This is a genomic window from Nocardioides sp. ChNu-99, from assembly GCF_029493445.1.
In the GTDB taxonomy this organism is placed as follows: Bacteria; Actinomycetota; Actinomycetes; order Propionibacteriales; family Nocardioidaceae; genus Nocardioides.
In genome coordinates, this window is record NZ_JAHWBL010000005.1 from 21,662 (window position 1) to 46,548 (window position 24,887).

The window sequence follows — 24,887 nt, forward strand, 5'->3', positions numbered from 1 at the left end:
GGGGAATCATGTGCTCTACGGCCTAGGCATTGGCCGTAGACCACAGGTCTCCCCGCTCAGGCGGGGAAACCCCAGGGCCCCGCTCAGTGCGCGGCGAGCTTCTTGTTCACCAGGCGCGTCAGCCAGGCGGGGGAGAAGCGCGAGGCGAGCGAGAGCACCTCGCTCTGGCGCCCGACGGGGAAGTGCACCTGGTGCAGCGTGCGCGCCAGACGCGACGGCTCCACGGCGGCGAGGATCTCGTCGGCCACGTCCTGCGGGCCGAGGTTGATGCCGAGCGACTGCGTGGTGCCGGTCGAGACGCCCTGCGTCATCGCCGTCTCGACGAACAGCGGCCACAGCGCGACGACGCGCACGCCGCGCTCGCCCCACTCGATGTCGAGCGCCTCGGTGAGGCCGCGCACGAAGAACTTCGTCGCGCTGTAGACCGCGAGCTCCGCCTGCCCGTAGATCGCGGAGGCCGACGCGAGGTTGACCACCACCGCGCCGGGCCGCAGGTGCGGCTCGGCCGCGTGCAGGCCGTTGACGACGCCGCGCACGTTCACGTCGATCTCGCGGTGGTGGCGCTCGACCGGGATCTCCTCGAACTTGCCGGCCGTGAGGATGCCGGCGTTGTTGACGAGCACGTCGAGGCGCCCGGTCTCCGCGACGAACGCGTCGAGGGCGGCGCGGAAGCCGTCCGCGTCGGAGACGTCGAGCCGGCCCGTGACGGCGCGCTGGCCGAGCGCGGCGACCTCGTCGGCCAGGGTCGCGAGGCCGTCCTCGTCGACGTCGTAGGCGCCGACGGTCCAGCCGTCGCGGGCGAAGGTGAGGGCGGCGGCGCGGCCGATGCCGGCGGCGGCGCCGGTGATGACGACGGTGCGGGAGGTCATCTAGCTTTCCTACCACCCGGTAACCACTCCGTCAGCCCCTCTGTGACCCGCAGTACGGCGCGCGCCGGCCGGCGGGGCGCCGCCGCTTCGCCCCGGGGGGAGGCTGGGGACCATGCACGCGCGCCTGGTCCTGCCGCACCAGCTGTTCGACGAGCAGCGCACGGTCGGCGCCGACCTCCTCGTCCTCGTCGAGCCCGACCTGTTCTTCCGGCAGTTCGCGTTCCACAGCCACAAGCTGGTGCTGCACCGGGCGTCGATGCGCCGCTTCGCGGCCGAGGTGGCGAAGGCGGGCCGCGCGACGGCGTACGTCGAGACGCTGGCCGACCGCGACACGGACGCCCAGCTGGCCGACCTGCTGCGCGAGCGGGGGGCGACCCGGCTCAGCTGGTTCGACGTGGTCGACGACTGGCTCGACCGCGACCTGCGCGCCGTCGCCGCGGGGCTGGGCATCGACCCGGAGGTCGAGGAGACGCCGGCGTTCCTCACCAGCGACGCCGAGGTGCGCGCCCAGCTCGCGCCGAAGCGGGGGAGCCGGCCGCGGATGGCCACGTTCTACGCCTGGCAGCGCCGGCGCCTCGACGTGCTCGTCGAGGCCGGGGAGCCGGTCGGCGGGCGCTGGTCGTTCGACGAGGAGAACCGGGAGCCCTACCCGCGCGGAGGGCTCGACGTACCCCCGCTGCCGACGGTGCGCCGCGACGCCCACGTGCGCGACGCGATCGCGTGGGTGGCGGCGGAGTTCCCCGACAACCCCGGCGACCCGGCGGCGTTCGCGTGGCCGACGAGCCGGGCGCAGGCGAAGCGGTGGCTGGAGCGGTTCGTGGCGGACCGTCTCGCCGGGTTCGGCCCGCACGAGGACGCGATCGCGGCCGACGAGCCGTTCCTCTTCCACTCGACGCTCAGCCCGCTGATCAACCTCGGGCTGCTCTCGCCGCGCGAGGTGCTCGACGCCGCGCTGGCCGCCGAGGACGTGCCGCTGGCCAGCCTCGAGGGGTTCGTGCGGCAGGTGATCGGGTGGCGGGAGTACATCCGCGGCGTCTACGTGACCCGCGGCCGCCGGCTGCGCACCGGCAACCGGTTGCGCCTGGCCCGTGACCTCGAGCCGGGCTGGTGGGACGGCACGACCGGCCTGCACCCGGTCGACGTCGTCGTACGACGCGTGCTCGAGCACGGCTACGCCCACCACATCGAGCGGCTGATGATCCTCGGCAACGCGATGCTGCTGCTGCGCACGGATCCCGACGAGGTCTACGAGTGGTTCATGGCGATGTTCGTCGACGCCTACGACTGGGTGATGGTGCCCAACGTCTACGCGATGAGCCAGTTCGCCGCCGCCGAGGCGGTGACGACGAAGCCCTACGTCTCGGGGTCGAACTACGTGCTGCGGATGAGCAACTTCTCCAAGCGCGACGGCGAGCGCGACGCCGAGGGCCGCTCCTGGGCCGACGCGTGGGACGCGCTCTACTGGCAGTTCGTCGACGACCACCGCGACGGCTTCGCCGCCAACCCGCGCACGTCGATGACCGTGCGCACCCTCGACAAGATGAAGGGTGCCCGGCGCCGCGAGCTCGCCGACCTCGCCGCGGAGTGGCTCGGGCGCTGAGGCGGGTCTCGCGGGCACCCCCGGTGCGAGTACGGCGGCACTCACCCCCGCTTGGGCACGAACGCGCCGGGGCCGTTGCGCAGCGTGGCCGACGCGGCGGCGCGCCACCACGGCCGGGCGAGGTCGGGGGCGCGGCCCGCGCCGAGGCGGTGCAGCTGGTCGGTGTGCCACGACAGGTCGAGCGCGCTGTCGACGGTGTGCAGCGCCGTCACGCGCCCGACGGCGCGCCGGCCGCGCTCGACGCGCACGGTCGGCAGCTCGACGCGCTCGAGCCCCTCCTCCAGCAGCGACCGGGCGACGTGCGGGAACACCGACGCCGGGCGCCCGAGCCCGACGACGTCGCAGTCGCCGCTGTCGACGGCCTCCTCCATGGCGGTCCGCGAGCGGAAGCCGCCCGTCACCGCCAGCGGCACGGCACCGGCCGCGGCGCGCACGCCCGCGGCGTACTCGAGGAAGTAGGCCTCGCGCGCCTTCGTCGACTCCCGCCGCGTGTCGGGGCCGAACATGACGGGCGACTCGTAGGTGCCGCCGCTGACCTCGACGAGGTCGATGCCCTCGGCGGCGAGGGCGGCGACGACCTCGCGCGACTCGGTCTCGTCGAACCCGCCGCGCTGGAAGTCGGCGGAGTTGAGCTTCACGCCGACCGCGAAGCCGGGGGAGACGCGCTCGCGGATCGAGCGCACCACCTCGAGCAGGAACCGGCGGCGCCGCTCGGGGTCGCCGCCCCAGCCGTCGGTGCGCCGGTTGGCGAGGGGGGACAGGAACTGGGTGACGAGGTAGCCGTGCGCCGCGTGCACCTGCACCCCGTCGAACCCGGCGGCCTCGGCGACCGCCGCGGTGCGGGCGTAGCGCTCGACGACGTCGAGGATCTCCGACTCGGACAGCTCGCGAGGACGGGTGGCGACGGGTACGGCGGCGGCCACCGCGCTCGGCGCGACGGGGCGGGAGCGGCCCACGAGCGCGTTGGCCTGGCGGCCGGGGTGGTTGACCTGCATCCACAGCGGGGTGCCCGAGCCGGCGAAGCCGTCGGCCCAGCGGGTGAGCGCCTCGAGGTGGCGCTCGTCCTCGACCACGACGTTGCCGGGCTCGCCGCGCTGGCGCAGGTCGACCATGACGTTGCCCGTCACGACCAGGCCCCACCCGCCGCCGGCCCATGCGTCGTACAAGCGCCCCAGGCGGGCGGTCGGCGCCCCGGCGGACGTGCCGAGCGACTCGCTGAGGGCCGACTTCATGAGGCGGTTCGGCAGCACCTGGCCGCAGGGGAGGGTCAGGGGCGCTGCGAGGTCGGTCATGGGGGGACTCTAGGGGCGTTGTTGAACGCGGTTCAAGAGCGGGTGCCGGCCGAGTGACGGGCCGGGTGACAGGCTGGCGGCATGCGGGTGCGCTTCCACGGCGAGATCGCCGGAGTCGGGTCGACGAGCGGCGTGCGGGTGGTCGTGGGGCGGTGGGTCCGCTCGCCGTACGGCGAGGTCGCCGACGCCATGGTCGAGACCGCCGACGGCCACCGGGTGCTGGTCGCCCCCAGCCAGGACCTCGCCGACTTCATCGCCGCGACCTACACGTTCGACGAGGTGCGCGTCGAGCCCGTCGAGCTCGTGGCGACCGACGGGACGCGCCGGTTCACGAGCCCGTCGCTGCGCCTGGAGATCGAGGTCGGGCGGCCGACGCTGCTCGGGCGGCTCGTCGCGCTGGTGCCTCGGCGCATCGCCACCTCGCCGCTGTGGTGCGCCGTCACCGACCCCGTGGCGCGCGTCCTGCTGCGGGGCGTGCGCACCCGCGGGTCCGCCGGCGGCGGGCGGCGGGAGTGGTACGGCGCGCACGGCGTCCGCGCCGTCACGGCCGTGCGGGGCTCGTTCGACGGCGTCGACCTCGGCGCGCTGCGCCCCGTCGACCCACCGGCCCGCTTCGGGTTCAGCTCGACGCCGCCGCGCCCGAGCATCACGAGCGTCGTGACGACGATCGACCTGCCCGACGGCGGGTGACGGCGAGCCCCGCCGAACGGGTAGCCGCGGCGCCCGCCCACGGCGGACGTCATGCGGGGCGAGCGCTGGGGCCCACGGTCGGGATGACGTCCCGCGGGGAGGCGGGAGGGCGGCGTGGACCCACACCGGACGTCATGCGGGGCGAGCGCCCTGCGCCACGATCGGGATGACGTCCGCGAGCGAGCCACCGTCAGTCCTTGAACCACACCTGCTGGTTCTTCGCGTCCGTCGCGACACCGGGCTGGGCGCGGACCCAGCTCGAGAACGTCTTGTGGCCCAGCGTCGCCTCGTCGAAGCCGGGGCTCATCCGCACGAGCACCTGCTTCAGCTCGGACATCCGCACCTTGCCGTCGTCGCTCTTGCGGGCCAGCAGGTTCATGGCGTTGCGGAAGAGCTTGGAGTACGGGATGGGCTTGGCCCGCTCCTCCGGCGCCGTCTCGGTCCGAGCGGCCGCGGCGGCGCGCGCACCGGACGCCGCGGCGTCCGCCCCCTGGTCCGCCGCGGAGGCGGCCGGAGCGGGCGGCGTCTCGGGGCGGACCACCCGCTCGACGCCGGGCAGCGCGTCGTACTTGGTGAACTCGTCGCACGCCGCCTCCCAGTAGCGCCCGACCGATCCCGCGACACCGACGCCGACGACGGAGCGGCCGAGGCGCTTGGCCTTCTGCGCGACGGCCACGTAGTCGGAGTCCCCGGCCGCGACCAGGACGTGGGTGATGTCGGGGTGGCGCATCATGTCGTCGAAGACGTCGGTGGCGAGCCGGATGTCGGCCCCGTTCTTCGTGCCGGCCAGGGGAAACAGCTGCGTCAGGTCGAGGGCGCGGGCGGTGACGTCGCGGGCGTACGACGCGAACGCCGGGCACGCCCAGTTCGCGTAGGCCCGGCTGATCGCCACCACGCCCAGCGACGCCGCGTAGTCGACGATCGCGTCGACGTCGATCCGCGAGGCCTCCAGCCGCGGGGCGACCGTCGGGTCGTCGGCGGCGGCGTGGACGACGCGGTCCTTGATCCACGCGCTCTTGCCGTGCACGGCGTTGTACTGCGACGCGACCAGGTTCTCGAAGTCGAGGTAGAGCGCGACACGGGGCTCGCTCACAGGTCCTCCCCGACCACCGCGTCGGAGGCGTCGCGCACCTGGACGACGCGGCCCGCCTCGACGACGGCGACGTACCCGTGGGGAAGCGCGAGCGCCCGGCCCACGTCCCAGCGGCGCCGGGCGACCTCCCACGCGGGCCAGGCCGCGAGGCGCTCGGGGGTCCAGCTGCGGTCGGCCGTCGGCGGGAAGGGCTCGACGAACCACCCCGAGTCCGTCGGGTTCGTCACGTGGTCGCGCTTCAGGAGCAGCGCGGGCGCGTCGAGGCAGCCGCGCACCCCGATGACGCGCTGGTCGAAGCGGGCGAACGTGGCGCGGGCGCTCGACGCCCCCGCGACGCGCACCTGCTCGAGGTCGATGGTCAGCGCGTGGCTGAGGTCCTCGGTCTCCTGCGCGGCGTCGGTCTCGTACGCCGGGGCCACCACCACGAACCCGCCCTCGCGGGCGCGGAGCGTGAACGGCCCCCAGCCCGGCGCCGCCGCGAGCCCGTCGACCGGCGCCGTGCCGAGCGCCGCGACCTGGTTGAGCACGCCCTGGGCCAGTGGCGCCATCCGGGCCCGCGCGGTGGCCCGAACCTCGACGCCGCCGATCCGGGCGGTCACGGTCTCGAGTCCGGAGGCGTCGGGTACGTCGGCAGCGGGCGCGTCGCTCATGGGGCGATCCTGCCGCACGGGGCGTGGTTTCGAGGGCTTGCCAGAACAAGCCACCTCAACCACCGCGGGGCCGACGGGTCAGGCGCGCTTCGGCGGCAGCGGCACGAACATCGAGGTGCCCGCGGCGTACTCCGGGTAGCCGGGGCGCCGCATCATCTCCCGCTCCAGCAGCCGCGCGCCGGTGGCGAACGCGAGGAAGTACGTCATCGCCGCCGGCGCCACCACCGTCGCGAGGCCCGCGACCCAGCCGGAGCCGAGGCCGCCCACGAGCCACAGCCCCCACCACACGCACGCGTCGCCGAAGTAGTTCGGGTGCCGCGACCACGCCCACAGCCCGGTGTCCATGACCGGCGGACGCTCCTCCTTCGGCACGGCCTTGTACGCCGCCAGCTGGGCGTCGCCGACGGCCTCGAACGTCAGCCCCACGGCCCACACGACCACGCCGAGCGCGATCGGCCACCGGGCCCACGGGTCCTCCGGCACCGCCAACGCGATGCCGACGACGACCGGCGTGGCCACCACCCACATCGCCACGCCCTGCGTCACGAAGACCCGGGTCACGGCGTGGGAGAACGGCTTGCCCTCCATGAGCTCGGCGTAGCGCGGGTCCTCCGGCGGCGTCTCGCCCGGGCCCAGCAGCCCGTGCGCCCGCTGCCGGATGTGCCACGCGAGGCGGCCACCCCAGACGGCCACCAGCAGCACCAGCAGCCAGCGCCGCGCGGCGGTGCCCGGCCCCCCGGCGTCGTCCACCGACACCACGAGGGCGGCCACGACCGCGACGAGCACGAACCCCGCACCCCACACGACGTCGACCACCGCCAGCCGGCCGACGCGGCGGGCGAGCAGCGCCGTACCGGTCATGAGCACGGCGACCACGACGGCGGCCGCGACGAGCGCGGCAACGAGCGTCACGACGGCCTCAGAAGTCGCGACGACGCGGGAGCGTGTGCTCGCCGCCGGGCCGCACCATCAGGATCTGGTCCACGCCCATCCGGCCGTCGCGGAACGCCATCCGCCCGCCGACGAGGTAGAGCCGCCACACGCGCACGACCTCCTCGCCCACCAGCTCGGTCAGGCGCGCCTCGTTCTTCTCGAACCGCTGCATCCAGGCGTCGACCGTCCACACGTAGTGCTCGCGCAGGCCGTGCACGTCCCGGACCTCCAGCCCGCCGCGCTCCAGGAACGCGATGGTCTCGCCGACGGGCCGCATGTACATGTCCGGAGCGATGAACGACTCGATGAACGGGCCGCCGCCGGGGTGGCCGCCGCGCCCGCCGGAGCGCGACATCTGCTGGATCAGCACCCGCCCGCCCGGCTTCACGGCGTCGCGGAGCACGCCGGCGTACGTCGGGTAGTTGCGCTGGCCGACGTGCTCGCCCATCTCGATCGAGGCGACGGCGTCGAAGTGGCCCGCGCCGCCCTGGGCCTCGGGGACCTCGCGGTAGTCCTGGAGGCGGATCTCGACCTTGTCCTGCAGGCCGCGCTCGGCGATGCGGGCGTCGATGAACTTCTTCTGCTCCGCCGCGATGGTCACACCGGTGACCTGCGCGCCGTACCGCTCGGCCGCGAAGAGCGACAGCGAGCCCCAGCCGCAGCCGACGTCGAGGAAACGGTCACCCGCCTGCAGGCCGAGCTTGCGGCAGACGAGGTCGAGCTTGTCGGCCTGCGCGTCCTCCAGCGTGTAGCCGGGGGTCGCCGGGTCCTGGGTGTAGTAGGCCGACGAGTACGCCATGTGGTCGTCGAGGATCGCCGCGTAGAACTCGTTGGAGAGGTCGTAGTGGTGGCTGATCGCGAGGCGGTCCCGCAGCTTCGAGTGCAGGCGCCGGCCCAGCAGGGCGTTGAGCGGACCGCCGACCTGCGCCTGGCTGCGCGGGGCGCGCGGCGGCACGCCGACGGCGCCCGTGTCGAGCGCGGCGCGCAGCGCGGCGGCGTACGCCTGCGGACCGGGGCGCACGCCCCCGAGGTCGCGCTCGGCGACGACGCCCCACGCGTGGGTCAGGGCGTCGTCGAGGTCGTGGTGCACCTCGAGCTCGCCGGTGACGTAGGCCTGCGCGGCGCCGAGCTCGCCCGGGTGCCGCACGAGACGTCGTACGGCGGCGGGCGAGCGCAGCTCGACCAGCGGGGCGTCGACGGGACCGGCCTCGGACCCGTCCCACGCCCGCAGGCGCACGGGGAGGTCGCCGCCGACGAACGGGCGCAGCGCGTCCTCCAGGCGGATCGCGACGGGGGTGCCGGAGGTGGTGGAGGCGCTCATGTCGGGTCCTTCTGCAGCACCAGCTGCTGCACGTCGATGTAGCCGGAGGAGAAGCCGGCGCGGGAGTACTCCAGGTAGAAGTGCCACATCCGGGCGAAGGTGTCGTCGAAGCCCAGCGCCGTGATCTCGGGCCACGCGGCGAGGAACGCCTCGTCCCACCGGCGCAGCGTCTCGGCGTAGTGGCCGCCGAACGACAGCCGGTGCTCGCCGCCCAGGAGGCGCAGGTCGGTCTCGCTGCGGGTGATCTCGTCGACGACCTGCACGGACGGCAGCATCCCGCCCGGGAAGATGTACTTGTGGATCCAGGTGTAGGTCTCCCGGGTCGCAAGCATCCGGTCGTGCGGCATCGTGATGGCCTGGATGCCTGCACGGCCCCCGGGGGCCAGCACGGAGTCGATCTTCGAGAAGTAGGTCGACCAGAACTCGTGCCCCACCGCCTCGACCATCTCCACCGACACGACGGCGTCGAAACCGGCGGGCGGCGCGACGACGTCGCGGTAGTCGCACAGCTCGACGTCCACCCGGTCCGTGAGGTCCGCGTCGGCGATGCGCCGCCGGGCCAGGGCCTGCTGCTCGGTCGACAGGGTCACGGAGTGCACCCGGGCGCCGCGGCGGGCGGCGCGCAGGGCCAGCTCGCCCCAGCCGGTGCCGATCTCCAGCACGTGCGTGCCCGCGCCCACCCCGGCCGCGTCGAGCAGGCGGTCGATCTTCGTGCCCTGGGCGTCGGCGAGGGCCTCGTTCGAGCGGGGGTCGGGTGACGTCGCGACGTGGTGGGGGCCCACCGCGTCGGTGCGGGGGATGAGCTGGTGCTCGAACAGTGCGGAGGAGTAGCTCGTCGTCGGGTCGAGGAACCGCGTGAACAGCTCGTTGCTCAGGTCGTAGTGGTGGGCGATGTTGGCCCGGCTGTTCTCCGTCGAGCTGACCTGGTGGCGCGGGGGGCGGGTGACGTACGCCGCGCGCAGCCGCTGCAACCGCTCGGGCACGAGCGAGCCCATCTGGGCGGCCAGGACGGTGAGGAAGTCGCCGAGGGCGCCGGGGCTCGCGCCCTCGTCGACGCCCGGCACGTCCCAGGCCCCCGTCTGGTAGGCCTCGCCGAACCCGATGAGGCCGTGGCGGCCCAGGCGGGCGAAGAACTCGTCGGGGCGGTGCACGACCATGACGGGGCCGCCGCGACCCCAGGCCGGGGCGTCGGGGCCCGAGCCGATCCGCACGGTGACGTCGAGGCGGCTGACGACGCCGTGGAAGAGGACGCGGGCGATCCGCGCGTACGCCGTGGCGCGGGGCCCGGCGGGCACGCGCCCGAGGTCGGGCCAGCGGTGGACGTCGGGACGTGCGGGCGCCGGGGGGACGACGGCGGGGGGCGTCGACGGCGTGACCTCACGGTGGGCGTCGGTGGTCATCGCACGCCTTCCTGGTGGTGGTCGGGACGGGGGTGGATCCGCAGCCGGCGGGCCCAGAGCCAGACGCCGTGCAGGCGGATGAGGACGGATCCCCGGAGCGCGGCACCGGCCGCGCGCCACGTGCTGCTGCGGCCGTGGTCGGGCCGCCCCGAGAGGGAGGCGCTGAAGGTCGCGCCGTCGTCGGTGCGCAGCGCGACGGCCACGTGGAGCCGGCCGTCGGCGCCGGCGCTGGGGGTCGGCACGGCGAGCGTGTAGGTGCCGTCGGTGCCGTGGAACGGCGAGACGTACATGGCCTTCGGCGTCTCCGCGCGCCCCTGCTCGTCGGGGTGGACGAGGTAGGCGTGGCGGTCGCCGTACGTGTTGTGCACCTCCACGACGACCGCGGCAGGCACGTCGGTGAGGGCCTGGTCGCCGGCGAAGCACCAGAACACGCTGATCGGGTTGAAGCAGTAGCCGAACGCCCGCGGCTGGGCGGCCATGAGCACGCGGCCGCGCCGGCCCGCCCGGTCGAGCTCGATGCCGTGCAGGTCGAGGAACGCCTCGACGTTGCAGCGGATCGACCGCTCCGGGTCGCCGAGGTGGTCGCGGGCCTCGAAGCTGCCCTTCACCCCCGCGAGCGCGCCGTGGTCGGGCAGGTCGTCGAGGTCGACCACCCAGGTGCGGGAGGAGTGCTCGAAGGTACGGCGCCACGGCGCGCGGCGCGTGTGGCGGATCGTCGTGCGGAAGACGGTGCCCGCCGGGTCCGTACCGGGGGTCGCGGTCGGCGCGGTGCCCTCCCAGGTCATCCCGAGCCGGCCGGCGGCCTCGACGCCGGAGCGTGCGCCGTCCTCGTGGAAGCCCCAGCCGTGGTAGGCGCCGGCCAGCGCGATGCGCGCGGTGTCGCACTCGCCCAGGCGGGCCTGCGCGGCGACGGACTCGCGGGTGTAGAGCGGGTGCTCGTACTCCATCGTGTCGATCACCGTCGACGGGTCGACGAGGTCGAGGCCGCCGAGGGTGACGAGGAAGCGCGTGCCGGGGGCGCCCGGCAGCTCCGGCACCCGCATGAGGCGCGTCAGGTCGTAGGTGATCGTGACCGGCCCGCCGCGCTCCTCGAGCGTCGGCAGGTCGTCGAGCCGGGCGGCGTCGCGGCGCAGGTAGTTCCACGACGCGCGCGCCCGCTCGTTGCGAGGCAGCACCGAGGTGTCGGTGTGCAGCTGGGCGGTGTTCGGCGTGTAGGTGAGCGCCGACAGCACCTGCTGCTGCGCGGGCGTCGGCTGCGCGAGCATCGCCAGCGCCTGGTGGGGGTGGGTGGCGATGACCACGGCGTCGTACGACGACTGCTCGCCGTTGCCGTCGGTCACCCGCACCTCGTCCGGCGTCTCGACGACCGAGGTCACCTTGGTGCCGACGCGCACGTCGGGGAGCAGGGCGGCGACGCGCTCGACGTACTCCCGCGAGCCACCGGTGACGGTGCGCCACTGCGGCGAGCCGAAGACGCCGAGCATCCCGTGGTGGTCGAGGAAGCGGAACAGGTAGCGGGCGGGGTACTCCAGCGCCTGCGCCGGGTCGGTGGACCACACGGCGCCGACGAGGGGCTCTGCGAAGTGGGCGCGGAAGTCGGCGGAGAAGCCGCCGCGGTCCAGCAGGTCGCCGAACGTCTCCCGGGCGCCGAGGTCGGAGCCCTCGGTGTCGAGCAGGCGGCGGGCCATGCGGTGGAAGCGGGGGATCTCCGTGAGCATCCGCAGGTAGCCCGGCCGCAGCGCGTGGCGCCACGTCGGGAACAGCCCGGGCAGGCCGAGCGCGCCGGCCCACTCGAGGCCGCCACCGGGGGCGGCGTCGTCGCGGATGGACATCGACATCTCGGAGTCCTGCGTCGCGACGCCCAGCTCGGCGAACATGCGCAGCAGCACCGGGTAGGTGCGCTCGTTGTGGACGATGAAGCCGGTGTCGATGGGCACGACGACCTCGCCGCCCCGACCGTCGGGGACGGGCACGAGGTGGGTGTCGGCGTGGCCGCCCAGGCGCGCGTCGGCCTCGAACAGCGTGACGTGCGCGCTGCGGGAGGCGACGTACGCGGCGGTGAGCCCGGCGACCCCGGACCCGATCACGGCGACCCGGCGCGGGGCGGGGGTCATGCCGACTCGAAGGAGAAGTAAGCGATCGGGTTCTGCGTCGGCGCGGGCACCCCCGGCGCGGCCTCGATGGTGATGCCGACGGCCTTGGCGGCGTCGGCGTCGCCCTCGAGGGGGAGCGGGCGGTCGCTGTCGCCGGTCATGGTGCCGGCCGGCAGCATCTCGTCGTCGGCCGACTGGAACCACAGCTGGTAGACCTGCGACGGGTCCAGGGCCGGCATGCCCGAGGTGACGATGACCGCGCGGCCGACGTCGTCGGACCAGTGCACGGTGGCCTCGGCGCCCGGGGGGAGCTGGGCGCCGGCGGCGGGGTGGGCGACCTTGACGTCGCTGGCCGCGAGCACGGCGGCGACGTCGCTGTCGGTCGGGCCCTGGGTGGGGTCGGCGATCGAGGGCCCGTCACGGCCGTCGTCACCGAGCTGCTGCGCGGTGACGCCGACACCCGTGGCCACGACGACCGCGGCCGCGGCGGCGACCAGCGCCGTACGCAGACGGCGACGCCGCATCGGCACGACGTTCGACGGCGCGGCCGGCGGGGCAGCGACAGAGTGGGCGGCAGACGGGGCGGCGGGGTGGAGCGGCTCCGGGCCCACGGGGGGCAGTGGGCGCACCTGGGCGATGCTGTCGAGCACCGAGGCCCGCAGCGACGCGGGGACGGGCGTCTCCGACACGAGGGGGAGCAGGGCGGCGGCCTCCTGGAGGGAGGCGACCTCGGCGCGGCAGTCCGCGCACAGCGCCAGGTGCTCCTCGAACTCGGCGCGCTCCGCGTCGGACAGCGCGTCCACCGCGTAGGCGCCGGTGAGAGCGTGGATGTCGTTCACTGGCCCACTCCCATCGCGTCGCGCAACCGGATGAGCCCATCCCGGATACGTGTCTTGGCCGTGCCGACCGGTAGGTCGAGCATCGCTGCCACCTCTGTGTGCGTGTAGCCGCCGAAGTAGGCCAGCTGCACGGCTTCGTGCTGCACTGCCGTCAGCGCCCCGAGGGCGGAACGGACGCGCTGCGCCTCGATCGAGGAGTGCGCCGCCTCCGCCGTGGCGTCGTGGTCGACGCCCTGGCTCTGCTGGTGGTACGACGTGTCCCGCCGCGTCGACGCCTCCGCCGAGCGGACCCGGTCGACCGCCTTGCGGTGCGCGATGGTCATGAGCCACGAGAGCGCCGAGCCGCGCTCGGGGTCGAACCGCGAGGCCGTCCGCCAGATCTCCAGGAAGACCTCCTGGGTGACCTCCTCGGCCTGCGACGGGTTGCGCACCACGCGCAGCACCAGACCGTGCACGCGGGCCGAGGTCGCGTCGTACAACGCGGCGAAGGCCTGCTCGTCGCCCCGGCAGGAGAGCCGGAGGAGCGAGCCGAGCTGGGTGTTCACGTCGCCGTCGGCGGGGACGGCGGCTCCAGCGGCGGGGGCGGGCGGTGTCTGCCCGCCCGTGCCCTCCGGCGGATCGCCGGAGGGCACGGAGCGGAGGGTGGTCATGCGCTGATCATTCCCTGGTGTTCGGTGTTCGCGCAGTCAGTCCGTCACGCGGGCGGCAGCATGACGCTGTCGATCACGTAGACGGTGGCGTTGGCGGTCTGGATGCCGCCGCAGAGGACGGTGGCCTCGGTGCCGGTGGCACCGGACGTCACGCCCTGCTCCGCGTCACCCTCGACCGTCAGCATCGCGCCGTTGAGGGTCTCGTGCTCGCCGGCGACCTCGTCGGGCTCGAGGCGCTCGGGCACCACGTGGTAGCTGAGGACCGGGGCGAGAGCACCCTCGGGGTCGGCCGTCAGACCCGACATGACGTCGGCCGGGACGGCCTCGAAGGCACCGTTGAACGGCGCGAAGACGGTGAGGCCCTCGGCCGAGTTGAGCTGGTCGGCGAGACCCGGCACCAGGCCGACGGCGCCCACGAGCTGCGAGAGCAGCGGGTTGTTGCTGGCCGCGGTGGCGACCGGGTCGACGGTCATGCCCTCGAGGGAGCCGGCACCGTCGGTCGGGATCTGGCCACACGCGTCGCCGAACACGGCGGACTCGGTGGCGGCGCCGTCCGAGCTGGCGTCGGACGAGGCCGACTCGCTGGGCGACGACGACTCCGAGGTGTCGCCGGACGAGTCGCTGGCGCCGTCCTCGGAGGAGGAGTCGTCGGAGCACGCAGCCAGGCCGACCGACATGGTCAGGGCGAGGGCGGCGATCCCGCTCGCGCGACGGATCGTGGAGCGGTGGGAGATGGTCTTCATGGTGATGGCCCTTCCGGTTCGTCGTCCCGCACTGTCCGGCCCGGCTGTCTGGCCGGTCCCTCCGCGGGCTTGCACAGGTAGTTCGGTGGTGCTCCGGGGACGGATTGGAACGGGGCGAACTTTTTTCGGACTTCTCGTCGGGACGCCGGAGAAGGCGCGTGGGCGTCGGGGCGGCCGCGCTGGCGTGCGGTGGTCGAGGTGGCCGCGCTGGCGTGTGGTGGTTGAGGTGGCCGCGCTGGCGTGTGGTGGTCGAGGTGGCCGCGGGACGGTCCGGTGGTTGAGGTGGCCGCGCCGGCGTGCGGTGGTTGAGGTGGCCGCGGGGCGGTCCGGTGGTCGAGGTGGCCGCGGGCGGTCCGGTGGTCGAGGTGGCCGCGCCGGCGTGCGGTGGTTGAGGTGGCCGCGCTAGCGGCCCTCGAAACCACGCCTCGCTGTACGGCGGCGCTGGGGGCGCGTCGCGGTGGTTTCGAGGGGCGCTAGCGCGCCACCTGAACCACCGGAGAGCGCGCCCGCATCCCCGTGGTTTCGAGGGGCGCTGGCGCGCCCACCTCAACCACCGGAGAGCGCGCCCGCATCCCCCGTGGTTTCGAGGGGCGCTAGCGCGCCCACCTCAACCACCGGAGAGCGCGCCCGCATCCCCGTGGTTTGGACGGGCGCTGGCGCGCCCACCTCGACCACCGGGGGGAGCTCGCCCTCACGCACGAACGAGCTGCCGCCACCTCCCGTCGTACCGGGGAGGGGCGACAGCTCGTCGAGCTGCGGTGGGAGCGTCAGGCGACCTGGATGGCGCGGGTGTGCAGGCCGCTGGAGCCCTCGGGGAACGGGGCCATGCGGGCATCGGTCTGCACCTCGCCGTCGACGTCGGTGGCGCGGACGGTGACGGTGTGGCGGCCGGACTCGGTGGCGTCCCACTCGTAGTACCACTGGCGCCAGTAGTCGACGCCGGCGTCGGCGCCCAGCGTCGCCTCGGTCCAGCCACCGCCGTCGATCTGCACCTCGACCTTCGCGATGCCGCGGGTCTGGGCCCAGGCGACACCGGCGATGACGACCTTGCCCGGCTCCATCTCCTCGGCGGCCTTCGGCACGTCGACGCGCGAGGAGATCTTCACCGGCGCCTCGGTGGCCCAGCCGCGCTCGGTCCAGTAGGCGACCTCCTCGTCGTACGTCGTGAGCGTCAGCTTGGTGAGCCACTTCGTCGAGCCGACGTAGCCGTAGATGCCCGGGATGACGAGGCGCACGGGGAAGCCGTGCTCGCGGGGCAGCGGCTCGCCGTTCATGCCGACGACGACGAGCGCGTCGCGGCCGTCGGTGGCGACGTCGAGGGGGGTCGAGATGGTGAAGCCGTCGACCGCCGTGGAGAGCAGCTGGTCGGCGCGGTCGCCCACGCCGGCGCGGTCGAGGAGGTCGGTGAGGGGCACGCCGAGCCAGCGCGCGGCTCCGACGTACTGCCCGCCCACGTCGTTGGAGACGCAGGTCATCGTGATGTCGCGCTCGACCATGTCCATGTCGAGCAGCTCGTCCCACGTGATCGTCAGCTCGTTCTCGACGTCGCCGTCGATGGTGAGCGTCCAGTCGTCCTGGTCGACGACGGGGACGGTGAGGTTGACGTCGACGCGGTAGAACTCGTCGTTCGGCGTGCGGAACTTCGAGAGGCCGTCGATGTCGAGGCCGTCGGGCAGGTCGGGGTCGGAGTCGACGGCGGTCGGCAGCACGATGTTGCCGATGCGGGTCTTGACCGAGCCGATCCACTGGCCGACCGCGCCGGCCGCGGCGGCGGTCACGGCGAGGACGCCGCCGGCGACGAGCACGCCGCGACGCGTGGGACGCGGGCCCGTGGGGTGGTCGGTCGCGCCGGCCCCCTCGGTGTCCTGGGTCGTGGCCTCGCGGGGGGCGTCGGCCGCGGTCGTCGTACCCGGTCCCACCCCCAGCGCGGTGCGGTGGAACCACCACAGGGCGGCGGCGCCGGTCAGCGCCGTCGCGAGGGCCGGCACGACGTCGACGACGGTCGCGGTCGGGCGCACGAGCGCCAGCACGCCCGCGACGCCGACGAGCACCAGCAGCAGCGCGAGCCCGACGACGAAGCGGCGGGCGGCGATGATGCCCGCCACCGCGGCGAGCAGCAGCGTCACCAGCAGCACGGAGCCGATGAGGATCGGCTTGTCGGCGTTGCCGAAGTTCGCGACCGCCCACTCCTTCACCGGCGTCGGCGTCAGGTCGATGACGGTCGAGCCGACCGCGAGCACCGGCGAGGCGGACGGGTCGAGCAGGGCGGCGACGAGGTGGCCGACGGCCATCCCGACGAGGGTGGCGAGGACGCCGCCGAGAGCGGCGATCGCCGTGCGGGCGCGCCCGCCGGCGGCGGGGCTGCGGTGGGTCGTACCGCTCGCTGAGGTGGCCATGGGAGGTGTTCGTCGCCGCCGGTGCGGCGGATGGGTCGCCCCGCCCGTAGGGTCGCGGCGTGACGGCGGTGCTCGAGGGGTTCGCGACGATCGGCGTGCTCATCCTCGTCGGCGTGCTGCTCGCCCACCTGGGCGTCATCGACCTCCCGGGCCAGCGGGCGCTGTCCCTGCTGGCGTTCTACGTCGCCAGCCCGGCGCTGCTGATCACCGTGCTGGAGGACGCCGACATCGGCGCCGTGCTCTCCTCCACCCTCGTCGCCTCGGCCGCCGCGGTGGTGGTCACGGCGACCGTCTACGTCCTCGTCGCCCGGCTCGTGCTGCATCGCGACCTGGCCCACACGGTGGTCGGGTCGCTGTGCTCGGCCTACGTCAACGCGGGCAACCTGGGCATCCCCATCGCCGCCTACGTGCTCGGCGACGCCGCGCTCGTCGCGCCCGTCCTGCTGCTGCAGCTGCTCGTGCTGCAGCCGCTGGCGCTCACCGTGATGGACGTGGCCGTCGCCGAGCAGCGGCTCTCGGTGTGGCGCATCCTCAGCCGGCCGCTGCGCACCCCGCTGACCGTCGGCTCCGTGATCGGCCTCGTGCTGGCCGGCACCGACGTCGAGCTGCCGCGGGCCGTGCACGACCCCTTGGAGCTGCTCGCCGCGATGGCGGTGCCGAGCATGCTGCTGGCGTACGGCGTGTACCTGCGGCTCGGCCCGCGTCCCGGGCTCAACGACGCCCCGGAGCTGCTCCTCATCACGGCGCTCAAGCTCGGGGTGCAGCCGGTCGTCGCGTGGGCGGTCGGGCGGTTCGTGCTGGGGCTCGACGACACGGCGCTGCTCGCCGTCACGGTCATCTCGGCGCTCCCCACCGCGCAGAACGTGTTCGTGCACGCGACGCGCTACGACCGCGGCGTCGTGCTCGCCCGCGACGCGGTCTTCCTCACGACGGTGCTGTCCGTGCCCGTCGTGACGCTCGCCGCGGCGCTCGTCGTCTGAGGCAGGATGCCCGCCATGACCGACGAGCTCGTCCACCTCGCCCACGCCGACACCGCCGACGGCCGGGTCGCCACGATCACCCTCGACTCGCCCCACAACCGCAACGCGCTGTCGCGCCAGCTGGTCACCGAGCTGCTGGGTCACCTCGCGGCGACGGCCGACGACCCGGAGGTCAAGGTCGTCGTGCTCCGCACCGCGCACCGGGTCTTCTGCTCCGGCGCCGACCTGTCGGAGGCGGCGACGGCGCCGATGGAGGAGGGCGCCCGCGCGGTCGTCGAGCTGCAGCGCCGGATCGTGGCGCACCCGAAGCCGGTCGTCGTGGCGCTGCCCGGGCCCGTGCGCGCGGGCGGCATCGGCATCGTGGCGGCCGCCGACGTGGTGGTGGCCAGCACGGCGGCGACGTTCGCGCTCACCGAGGTCAAGCTCGGCGTGACCCCGGCCGTGATCTCGCTGACCGTGCTGCCCCGGCTGACGTCCCGGGCCGCGAGCCTCGTGGCGCTGGGCGGCGAGGTGTTCGACGGCGCCCGCGCCGCGGCGTACGGGCTCGTGACCACCGCCGTCGAGCCCGACGATCTCGACGCCGAGGTCGACCGGGTGGTGGCCGCGCTCGCGAGCGGGGCGCCGCAGGGCCTGGCCGAGACGAAGGCGCTGCTCAACCGCGACCTGCTGGCCCGCATCGACGCCGACGGCGAGCGCCTCGTGGAGCTCAGCGCGCGGCTGTTCCGCTCCGACGCCGCCCGCGAGGCGATGACGGCGTTCCTGTCGCGGGGGCGGTGAGCGGTACGCCGTACCCGCGGCGGGGGCCGCTCAGGTGATCGCGACCAGCTCGTCGAGGTCGTCGCCGGGCAGCGTGCCGTCGACGATCGCGAAGACCTGCGAGGACAGCAGCTCGATCTGGCCGCCGTGGTTGTCGCAGAACGCCGTGTCGGAGGCGTCGCGGCCCGTCGCGATGCGCACCAGCGAGGAGCGCGGCGCCAGGCAGGTGGCGTCGGCGACGAACCACGTGTCCCCGACGAGCGCCTCGGCCACGGCGTGGAAGTCCATCGGGTCGCAGCCCGGCGCGTAGACCGCCGTCAGCCGGGCCGGCACGCCGAGGGCGCGCAGCAGCGCGACGGTGAGGTGGCTGTAGTCGCGGCACACGCCCGCGCCCTCGAGCAGCGTGTCGGTCGCGCCGTCGGTCGGCTTGCTCGCGCCGGGCACGTAGTCGAGGCGCGCCCCGACCCACGCGGCCACGCGCGGCAGCAGCACCTGCGGGGCGTCGCCGTGCTCCTCGAGCACCTCGGCGAACTCGGTCGCCGCGAAGCCGAAGAACTTGTCGGCCTCCGCGTAGCGGCTGGGCCGCAGGTAGAGGGAGCGCTCGTACGCCGTGCCCGCGACCTGCTGCGCGCGTCCCCGCACGGTCGCCTCGTAGGTCACGACGAGCCGGCCCCGCCCGGGGTCGAGCTGGTGGATGCGGGCGCCGGAGGGGTCGCGGATCTCGCGGACCTCCACGGGGCGCCCGTCGAGGGTGCAGCTGAGGTCCTCCGTCACCTGGCCCTCGTCGTACCGGCTGCTGACGGCGACCTGCAGCTCCAGGTCGGTGGGGTCGAGCACGTCGATCTCGAGGCGGCAGCCCATGTCGCGCTTCACGGGCCCATTGTGCGGGTCCACGGGTCGTCGCGGGATATCACGGCGGTCACGTCCCGCAGGTAAGGTTTCCTGCTTGTCCCGTCGGTGTGGGTACGACGGACGCAGGGTCCCGCGCCGGGGCCCGTCGGAGGGTGCGGAAGGTGCAGAAGTGACGCAGGACCAGGCGCCGGAGGACGGCGCGCAGCAGAGCGAGGACCTCGCCGCCCGCGAGGTGGCGACGGAGCAGGCGTTCGTCGACCACGTGCAGGCCCAGCTGGTGCACTCCACCCAGCGCGCCCAGCGCCTCGCGGCGGAGGGCCACGCCCGCGGCAAGCTCGGCCACGAGGGCGGGCTCGTCGAGCGCGACGCCATGGTCTTCCAGGCCGCGAAGCGCATGGCCCAGCTCGACGCCGCCCACGAGGGCCTCGTGTTCGGCCGCCTCGACCTCACCCAGGACCGCGACCCCGAGCCCCGCTACGTCGGCCGGATCGGGCTGCGCGACGAGCAGCACGACATGCTGCTCATCGACTGGCGCGCGCCCGCGGCGGCGGTGTTCTACCAGGCCACGGCCGCCACGCCCCAGGGCGTCGTGCGGCGCCGCGTGCTGCGCAGCACCGGCAGCACCGTGCTGGGGGTCGAGGACGAGCTGCTCGACGCCGAGGGCCAGGCCGAGGCGGAGGCCGCCGGGCGCAGCCTGCCGATCATCGGCGAGGGCGCGCTCATGGCGCAGCTGTCCCGCGCCCGCGACCGGTCCATGCACTCCATCGTCGCGACCATCCAGGCCGAGCAGGACGAGGCGATCCGCGCGCCCTCGAAGGGCGTGGTCTCGATCTCCGGTGGCCCCGGCACCGGCAAGACGGTCGTGGCGCTGCACCGCGCGGCGTACCTGCTCTACAACGACCGCCGGCGCTTCGAGACCGGCGGCGTGCTCGTCATCGGGCCCAGCGGCGTGTTCATGCGCTACATCGAGCGCGTGCTGCCCAGCCTCGGCGAGACCGCGGTGGCGCTGCGCTCGCTGGGCGAGGTGGTCGACGGCGTGCGCGCGAGCCGCCACGACGAGCCGCGGGTCGCCGACGTCAAGGGCTCCGCCCGCATGGCCGAGGTGGTGCGCCGCGTCGCCCGCCAGCAGGCGCCCGGCTCGCCGACCGAGTTCTCCGTCTTCTGGCGCGACAACCGCATCGTGCTCGACCGCGGGGTGCTGGGCCGGATCCGCCGCCAGCTGATGAGCCAGGGCCTGCGCAACCGCCAGCTGCCGCGCGTGCCGCGGGCGCTGCTCGACGCGATGTGGCGCCAGGTGCGCTCGGAGCGGGGGCGCGACCTGGGCCGCGAGTTCTTCGACGAGGACGTGCTGGACAACGCCGCGTTCGTCGAGTTCGCGACCGCGTGGTGGCCGCCGCTGTCGGCCGTCGAGGTCTTCACGTGGCTGCGCGACCCCGAGCTGCTCGCCCGGGTTGCCGACGGGATCCTCGAGCCCGAGGAGCAGCGCCTCCTCGTGAAGTCGTGGGGCACCGGCCCCGTCGACCCGCGCACGGGCGCCGGGCTCAGCATCGAGGACGTGCCGCTGGTCGACGAGCTGCGCTACGCGCTGGGCGACGTGCCGGCCGCCACCGAGTCGGACACCTCGCTCGACGACGTGCTCGGCGCGGCGGAGGGCGGCGTCGACCTGCAGGAGCTGACGACGGCGTCGGACCGGGAGTACGCCCCGTCGGGCCGCGCCTGGACCCCGCCGACGCACCGCATCGAGGACGACCCCTACGCCCACGTGCTCGTGGACGAGGCGCAGGACCTCACGCCGATGCAGTGGCGGATGGTCGGCCGCCGCGGCCGCACCGCGTCGTGGACGATCGTCGGCGACCCGGCGCAGTCGTCGTGGCCCGTGCCCGCCGAGGCCGCCGCCGCCCGCGCCGATGCCCTCGAGGGCAAGGTCGAGCACGCGTTCCACCTGTCGACGAACTACCGCAACTCGGCCGAGATCTACGCGTACGCCGCCGCCTACGCCGCGCGCGTCGGCCTCGACGCCGACCTGCCGGACGCGGTCCGCCGTACCGGCACGGCGCCGGTCGAGACCGGCCCGGTCGCCGACGCCGACCTCGAGGCCGCCGTGCGGGCCGAGGTCGCGCGGATCGCGGGCGAGGTGGCCGGCACCGTCGGCGTCGTCGTGCCCGTGGCGCGCCGCTCCGAGGTCAACGCGTGGCTCGCCGCGTGGCCCGAGCTGGCGCAGGACGCCCCGTCGGCGGCGGCGTCGGTCGACTCGGCGAGCGCGCCGAGCGGCACCGACCGCGTCGTCGTGCTCACCGGCCTCGACACGAAGGGGCTCGAGTTCGACGGCATCGTCGTGGTGCGCCCGCAGGAGATCGAGGACGAGTCGCAGACGGGGCGCGCGACGCTGTACGTCGTGCTCACCCGCGCCACCCAGCTGCTGTCGACGGTCGGGTGAGCCCGGTGAGCGGTGCGGTGACCGGCGGGGAGCGACCCGGCGCGGGGCTGCGCGTGCTGGTGGTGACGGTCGTGCACCACCCCGGCGACGCGCGGATCGCGCACCGCGAGATGGGCGCGCTGCTCGACGCGGGGTTCGAGGTCACCTACCTGGCGCCGTTCTTCGGCTTCGACGTGCCGGCGCGCCCGGGGGTGACGGTGGTCGACGTGCGCCGCTCCTACGGCCGCCGCCGCCTCGGCGCGCTGCTGGACGCCCGGCGCAAGATCCGGGCGCTGGCGCCCGACCACGACCTCGTGCTGCTCCACGACCCCGAGCTGCTGCTCGTCGCGGGCGCCGCCGGGCGCACGCCCGTGGTGTGGGACGTGCACGAGGACGTGCCCGCGACCGTCGAGATCCGCACCTGGATCCCCACGTGGCTGCGCGTGCCGCTCGCCGGCTTCCTGCGGTTCCTGCTGGGGCGCGCCGAGCGCCGCCACCACCTGCTGCTCGCCGAGCACGGCTACCGCCGGCTGTTCCGCGGCGACCACCCCGTCGTACCGAACTCGACGTCCGTGCCCGCCACCGTGCCCGGCCCCGACGGCGAGGGCCCCGCGCGGGTGGTCTACCTCGGCTCGCTGACCCGCGACCGCGGCGCCGACGAGATCGTCGCGTTGGCGAGCGAGCTGGCCGAGCGGGGGCGCGACGACGTGCGCGTCGAGGTGGTGGGTACGGCGCACGGCACCGTCGGCGCCGCGCTGCAGGCCGCGCACGACGCGGGCACGCTGGTGTGGCACGGGTTCGTGCCCAACGACCGGGCGCTGCCGCTCGTGCAGGGCGCGGTCGCCGGCCTGGCGCTGCTGCACGACGAGGCGAACCACCGGGTGTCGCTGCCGACGAAGAACATGGAGTACCTGGCGCACGGCGTACCCGTCGTCGCCACCCCGCTGCCCGAGGTGGAGGCGTTCCTCGCGGCCTCCGGTGGCGGCGTCGTCGTGCCGTTCGGCGAGGCCCCGACCGACGCCGTGCTGGCGCTGGCCGACGACCGCGAGCGCGCCCGGGCGATGGCCGAGCGCGGCCACGCGCACGTCGCCGCCCACCACAACTGGGACCGCGACCGCACCGTGCTCGTCGAGCACCTCGCCCGCTGGGCGCGCGCCGGCCGCTGACCAGCCGGCCACTCGGTGGTTGAGGTGGCCGCGCTAGCGGCCCTCGAAACCACCGGCGATCCCGGGCGTGGTTTCGAGGGGTTGCCAGAGCAACCCACCTCAACCACCGGAACCAGGGCAACCCACCTCGACCACCGGCGATCCCCGGGCCTGGGACGGCGGCGAGGCGCGCCGTACGGGGAAAGTAGGCTCACCTGTCATGACCACGCCCCCCGCCGCCCTGACCGTCGAGGACGCCCTCGCCGCGCTCCAGGGGCACGAGGCGTGGGCGATCATCCGGCGCTCGACGCGGGCGGGTGACCGCGACACGGTCGGGTTCGTGGGCGGGCGGCGCTGGGTCGCCGAGTCGATCCTCGACATCCCCCTCGAGACGGGCGTGCCCGCGCCGGGCCGCACGTGCGACCGCCTCGTGGCCGTCCCGTTCCGCCAGGTCGCCGAGCGCGGCTTCGAGGCGCACGACGACGGCACGCCGCTCGTGGTCGTCGACGTCGAGGACGAGTTCGAGTTCTCCGTGGCCGAGGTCGTCGCCGCGCTGCCGGTCGGCGAGGTCGAGTTCACCGACCGCGGCGGCTTCGAGATCGACGACGACGCCTACGCGAAGGTCGTCGACCAGGTCATCACCGAGGAGATCGGGCAGGGCGAGGGCGCGAACCTCGTGATCGGCCGGCAGTACCGCGCGGTGATCGCCGACTGGAGCGCCGAGAAGGCGCTGACGGTCTACCGCCGCCTCCTCGAGCGCGAGCGCGGCGCCTACTGGACCTTCTGCTTCTTCACCGGCGACCGCTACCTCGTCGGCGCCAGCCCCGAGCGCCACGTCAGCGTGCACGGCGGCGACGTCCGCATGAACCCCATCTCCGGCACCTTCCGCCTCCCGCGCGGCGAGGCGGCGGCCGCCGAGCTCAAGCCCCGGCTGCTCGACTTCCTCGCCGACGAGAAGGAGGTCTACGAGCTCTTCATGGTCGTGGACGAGGAGCTGAAGATGATGTGCGACATCTGCCACGAGGGCGGCCAGGTGCTCGGCCCGTTCCTCAAGCCGATGTCGCACCTCGTGCACACCGAGTACCTCCTCGCCGGCCGCACCGACCGCGACGTCCGCGAGGTGCTGCGCGACACGATGTACGCCGCCACCGTCACCGGCAGCCCCGTCGAGAACGCCTGCCGCCTCATCAAGGCCCACGAGCCCGGCGGCCGCGGCTACTACGGCGCCGCGCTCGCGGTCCTCGGCCGCGACGAGCAGGGCGAGCCCGTGCTCGACAGCCCCATCGTCATCCGTACGGCGGACGTCGACGTCGCCGGCAACCTCACCGTCACCGCGGGCGCGACCCTCGTGCGGGACTCGGACGCGGCGTACGAGGTCGCGGAGACGCACGCCAAGGCGGGCGGCATCCTCAGCGCCTTCGGCCTGGTGCCCGCCGCCCCGGCCAGCGGCGTCGAAGTGCACGAGCTCGTCGCCGACGAGGACGTGCTGCTCGCGCTCAACGCCCGCAACCGCCGGCTCTCCTCGTTCTGGTTGACCGACCAGGCCGGCGAGGACGCCGACGCGGACCTGGCCGGGCGCAGCGTCGTCATCCTCGACGGCGAGGACGACTTCGTGAACATGCTCCGCCACGTCTTCGCCGTGCTCGGCATGACGAGCGAGGTCGTGCGGCACGAGGCCTACGCGCCGGGCGCGCTCGACGGGTTCGACCTCGTCGTGGTCGGCCCCGGGCCGGGGGACCCCCGCGACGGCGACGACCCGAAGATGGCGCACCTGCGCGCCGCCGTGGCCGAGCTGATGGCGACCGAGCGGCCCTTCCTCGCCGTGTGCCTGGGCCACCAGGCGCTGTGCCACCACCTCGGGCTGCCGCTGGCGTTCAAGGACATCGTGTTCCAGGGCACGCAGTCGCCCGTGCGGATGGACGGGCGCACCGAGCGCGTCGGCTTCTACAACACCTTCGTCGGTCGCGTCCCGACCGACGAGGTCGGCGCGGACGGCCGCGCGGCGGTGAGCGGCGGCGTACGCGTCGAGGCCGACCCCGCGACCGGCGACGTGCACGCCCTGGCGGGGCCGCACTACCGCGGCATCCAGTTCCACGCCGAGTCGATCCTCACCCAGAACGGCTTCGACATCCTGCACCGCCTGGTGCGGGAGCTGCTCGTCTGAGCCGG

20 protein-coding genes are annotated in these 24,887 nt (G+C 74.5%); 7 read left to right on the forward strand and 13 right to left on the reverse strand.

The features are described 5' to 3' along the window. Window positions 1–83 precede the first annotated feature (83 nt). Window positions 84–869, reverse strand: a complete 786-nt coding sequence (locus KK617_RS03135; RefSeq protein WP_277498047.1) for an SDR family oxidoreductase — start codon at window positions 867–869, stop codon at window positions 84–86. Window positions 870–981: 112 nt separating this feature from the next. Here KK617_RS03135 and KK617_RS03140 point away from each other — a divergent pair, with 112 nt between their 5' ends. After that, a complete protein-coding gene (locus tag KK617_RS03140) occupies window positions 982–2,469 on the forward strand; it encodes a cryptochrome/photolyase family protein (RefSeq protein WP_277498048.1) in 1,488 nt (495 codons plus the stop codon). A 41-nt stretch (window positions 2,470–2,510) separates the two neighbouring features. Here the strand turns inward: KK617_RS03140 and KK617_RS03145 are convergent, their stop codons facing one another. Beyond that, window positions 2,511–3,761 carry an NADH:flavin oxidoreductase/NADH oxidase family protein gene (locus KK617_RS03145; RefSeq protein WP_277498049.1) on the reverse strand — a complete coding sequence of 417 codons (1,251 nt, stop codon included), beginning with the start codon at window positions 3,759–3,761 and terminating at the stop codon, window positions 2,511–2,513. Window positions 3,762–3,842: 81 nt separating this feature from the next. Between KK617_RS03145 and KK617_RS03150 the strand changes: the two genes are divergently transcribed. Continuing rightward, entirely contained in the window at window positions 3,843–4,451 is a 609-nt protein-coding gene (locus tag KK617_RS03150; protein WP_277498051.1) for a hypothetical protein, read from the forward strand. Between the two features lie 190 nt (window positions 4,452–4,641). Here KK617_RS03150 and KK617_RS03155 read toward each other — a convergent pair whose 3' ends face one another. From KK617_RS03155 to KK617_RS03200, 10 genes are all read right to left on the reverse strand, one after another. Next, window positions 4,642–5,544, reverse strand: coding sequence for an NYN domain-containing protein (locus KK617_RS03155; protein WP_277498052.1), 903 nt, complete (start codon window positions 5,542–5,544; stop codon window positions 4,642–4,644). Next, complete coding sequence (locus KK617_RS03160) at window positions 5,541–6,194, reverse strand: hypothetical protein (protein WP_277498054.1); 654 nt, start codon at window positions 6,192–6,194, stop codon at window positions 5,541–5,543. Before KK617_RS03160 ends, KK617_RS03155 begins: the two co-directional genes overlap by 4 nt. A gap of 78 nt (window positions 6,195–6,272) precedes the next feature. Beyond that, on the reverse strand, window positions 6,273–7,106 hold the full coding sequence (locus KK617_RS03165; protein ID WP_277498055.1) for a DUF1295 domain-containing protein: 834 nt from the start codon (window positions 7,104–7,106) through the stop codon (window positions 6,273–6,275). Window positions 7,107–7,113: 7 nt separating this feature from the next. Next, window positions 7,114–8,448, reverse strand: a complete 1,335-nt coding sequence (locus KK617_RS03170; RefSeq protein WP_277498056.1) for a cyclopropane-fatty-acyl-phospholipid synthase family protein — start codon at window positions 8,446–8,448, stop codon at window positions 7,114–7,116. Further along, the gene (locus KK617_RS03175; RefSeq protein ID WP_277498057.1) at window positions 8,445–9,848 is read right to left on the reverse strand and encodes a class I SAM-dependent methyltransferase; all 1,404 of its coding nucleotides are present in this window, start codon (window positions 9,846–9,848) and stop codon (window positions 8,445–8,447) included. Before KK617_RS03175 ends, KK617_RS03170 begins: the two co-directional genes overlap by 4 nt. After that, on the reverse strand, window positions 9,845–11,962 hold the full coding sequence (locus KK617_RS03180; protein WP_277498058.1) for an FAD-dependent oxidoreductase: 2,118 nt from the start codon (window positions 11,960–11,962) through the stop codon (window positions 9,845–9,847). Before KK617_RS03180 ends, KK617_RS03175 begins: the two co-directional genes overlap by 4 nt. Continuing rightward, window positions 11,959–12,780: an anti-sigma factor gene (locus KK617_RS03185; RefSeq protein WP_277498059.1), complete on the reverse strand. Its 822-nt coding sequence runs from the start codon at window positions 12,778–12,780 to the stop codon at window positions 11,959–11,961. Before KK617_RS03185 ends, KK617_RS03180 begins: the two co-directional genes overlap by 4 nt. Continuing rightward, a complete protein-coding gene (gene sigK, locus KK617_RS03190; RefSeq protein ID WP_277498061.1) occupies window positions 12,777–13,430 on the reverse strand; it encodes an ECF RNA polymerase sigma factor SigK in 654 nt (217 codons plus the stop codon). The genes KK617_RS03185 and sigK overlap by 4 nt, the downstream gene beginning before the upstream one ends. A 44-nt stretch (window positions 13,431–13,474) precedes the next feature. Beyond that, window positions 13,475–14,173, reverse strand: coding sequence for a fasciclin domain-containing protein (locus KK617_RS03195; protein WP_277498063.1), 699 nt, complete (start codon window positions 14,171–14,173; stop codon window positions 13,475–13,477). A 767-nt stretch (window positions 14,174–14,940) separates the two neighbouring features. Next, a complete protein-coding gene (locus tag KK617_RS03200; RefSeq protein ID WP_277498064.1) occupies window positions 14,941–16,569 on the reverse strand; it encodes a molybdopterin-dependent oxidoreductase in 1,629 nt (542 codons plus the stop codon). Window positions 16,570–16,628: 59 nt separating this feature from the next. On the opposite strand from KK617_RS03200, the gene KK617_RS03205 reads away from it, so the two are divergent. Continuing rightward, complete coding sequence (locus KK617_RS03205) at window positions 16,629–17,549, forward strand: AEC family transporter (RefSeq protein ID WP_277498065.1); 921 nt, start codon at window positions 16,629–16,631, stop codon at window positions 17,547–17,549. 15 nt (window positions 17,550–17,564) lie between these two features. Then, window positions 17,565–18,326, forward strand: coding sequence for an enoyl-CoA hydratase-related protein (locus tag KK617_RS03210; protein WP_346812706.1), 762 nt, complete (start codon window positions 17,565–17,567; stop codon window positions 18,324–18,326). Window positions 18,327–18,356: 30 nt separating this feature from the next. Here KK617_RS03210 and KK617_RS03215 read toward each other — a convergent pair whose 3' ends face one another. After that, the gene (locus KK617_RS03215) at window positions 18,357–19,178 is read right to left on the reverse strand and encodes a transglutaminase family protein (RefSeq protein WP_277498068.1); all 822 of its coding nucleotides are present in this window, start codon (window positions 19,176–19,178) and stop codon (window positions 18,357–18,359) included. Window positions 19,179–19,326: 148 nt separating this feature from the next. On the opposite strand from KK617_RS03215, the gene KK617_RS03220 reads away from it, so the two are divergent. The 3 genes from KK617_RS03220 (at window position 19,327) to KK617_RS03230 (ending at window position 24,882) form a co-directional block, all read left to right on the forward strand. Continuing rightward, on the forward strand, window positions 19,327–21,594 hold the full coding sequence (locus KK617_RS03220; RefSeq protein ID WP_277498069.1) for a UvrD-helicase domain-containing protein: 2,268 nt from the start codon (window positions 19,327–19,329) through the stop codon (window positions 21,592–21,594). Window positions 21,595–21,599: 5 nt separating this feature from the next. Next, window positions 21,600–22,739 carry a glycosyltransferase gene (locus KK617_RS03225; protein WP_277498070.1) on the forward strand — a complete coding sequence of 380 codons (1,140 nt, stop codon included), beginning with the start codon at window positions 21,600–21,602 and terminating at the stop codon, window positions 22,737–22,739. Between the two features lie 199 nt (window positions 22,740–22,938). Then, window positions 22,939–24,882: an anthranilate synthase family protein gene (locus tag KK617_RS03230; RefSeq protein WP_277498071.1), complete on the forward strand. Its 1,944-nt coding sequence runs from the start codon at window positions 22,939–22,941 to the stop codon at window positions 24,880–24,882. Window positions 24,883–24,887 lie beyond the last annotated feature (5 nt).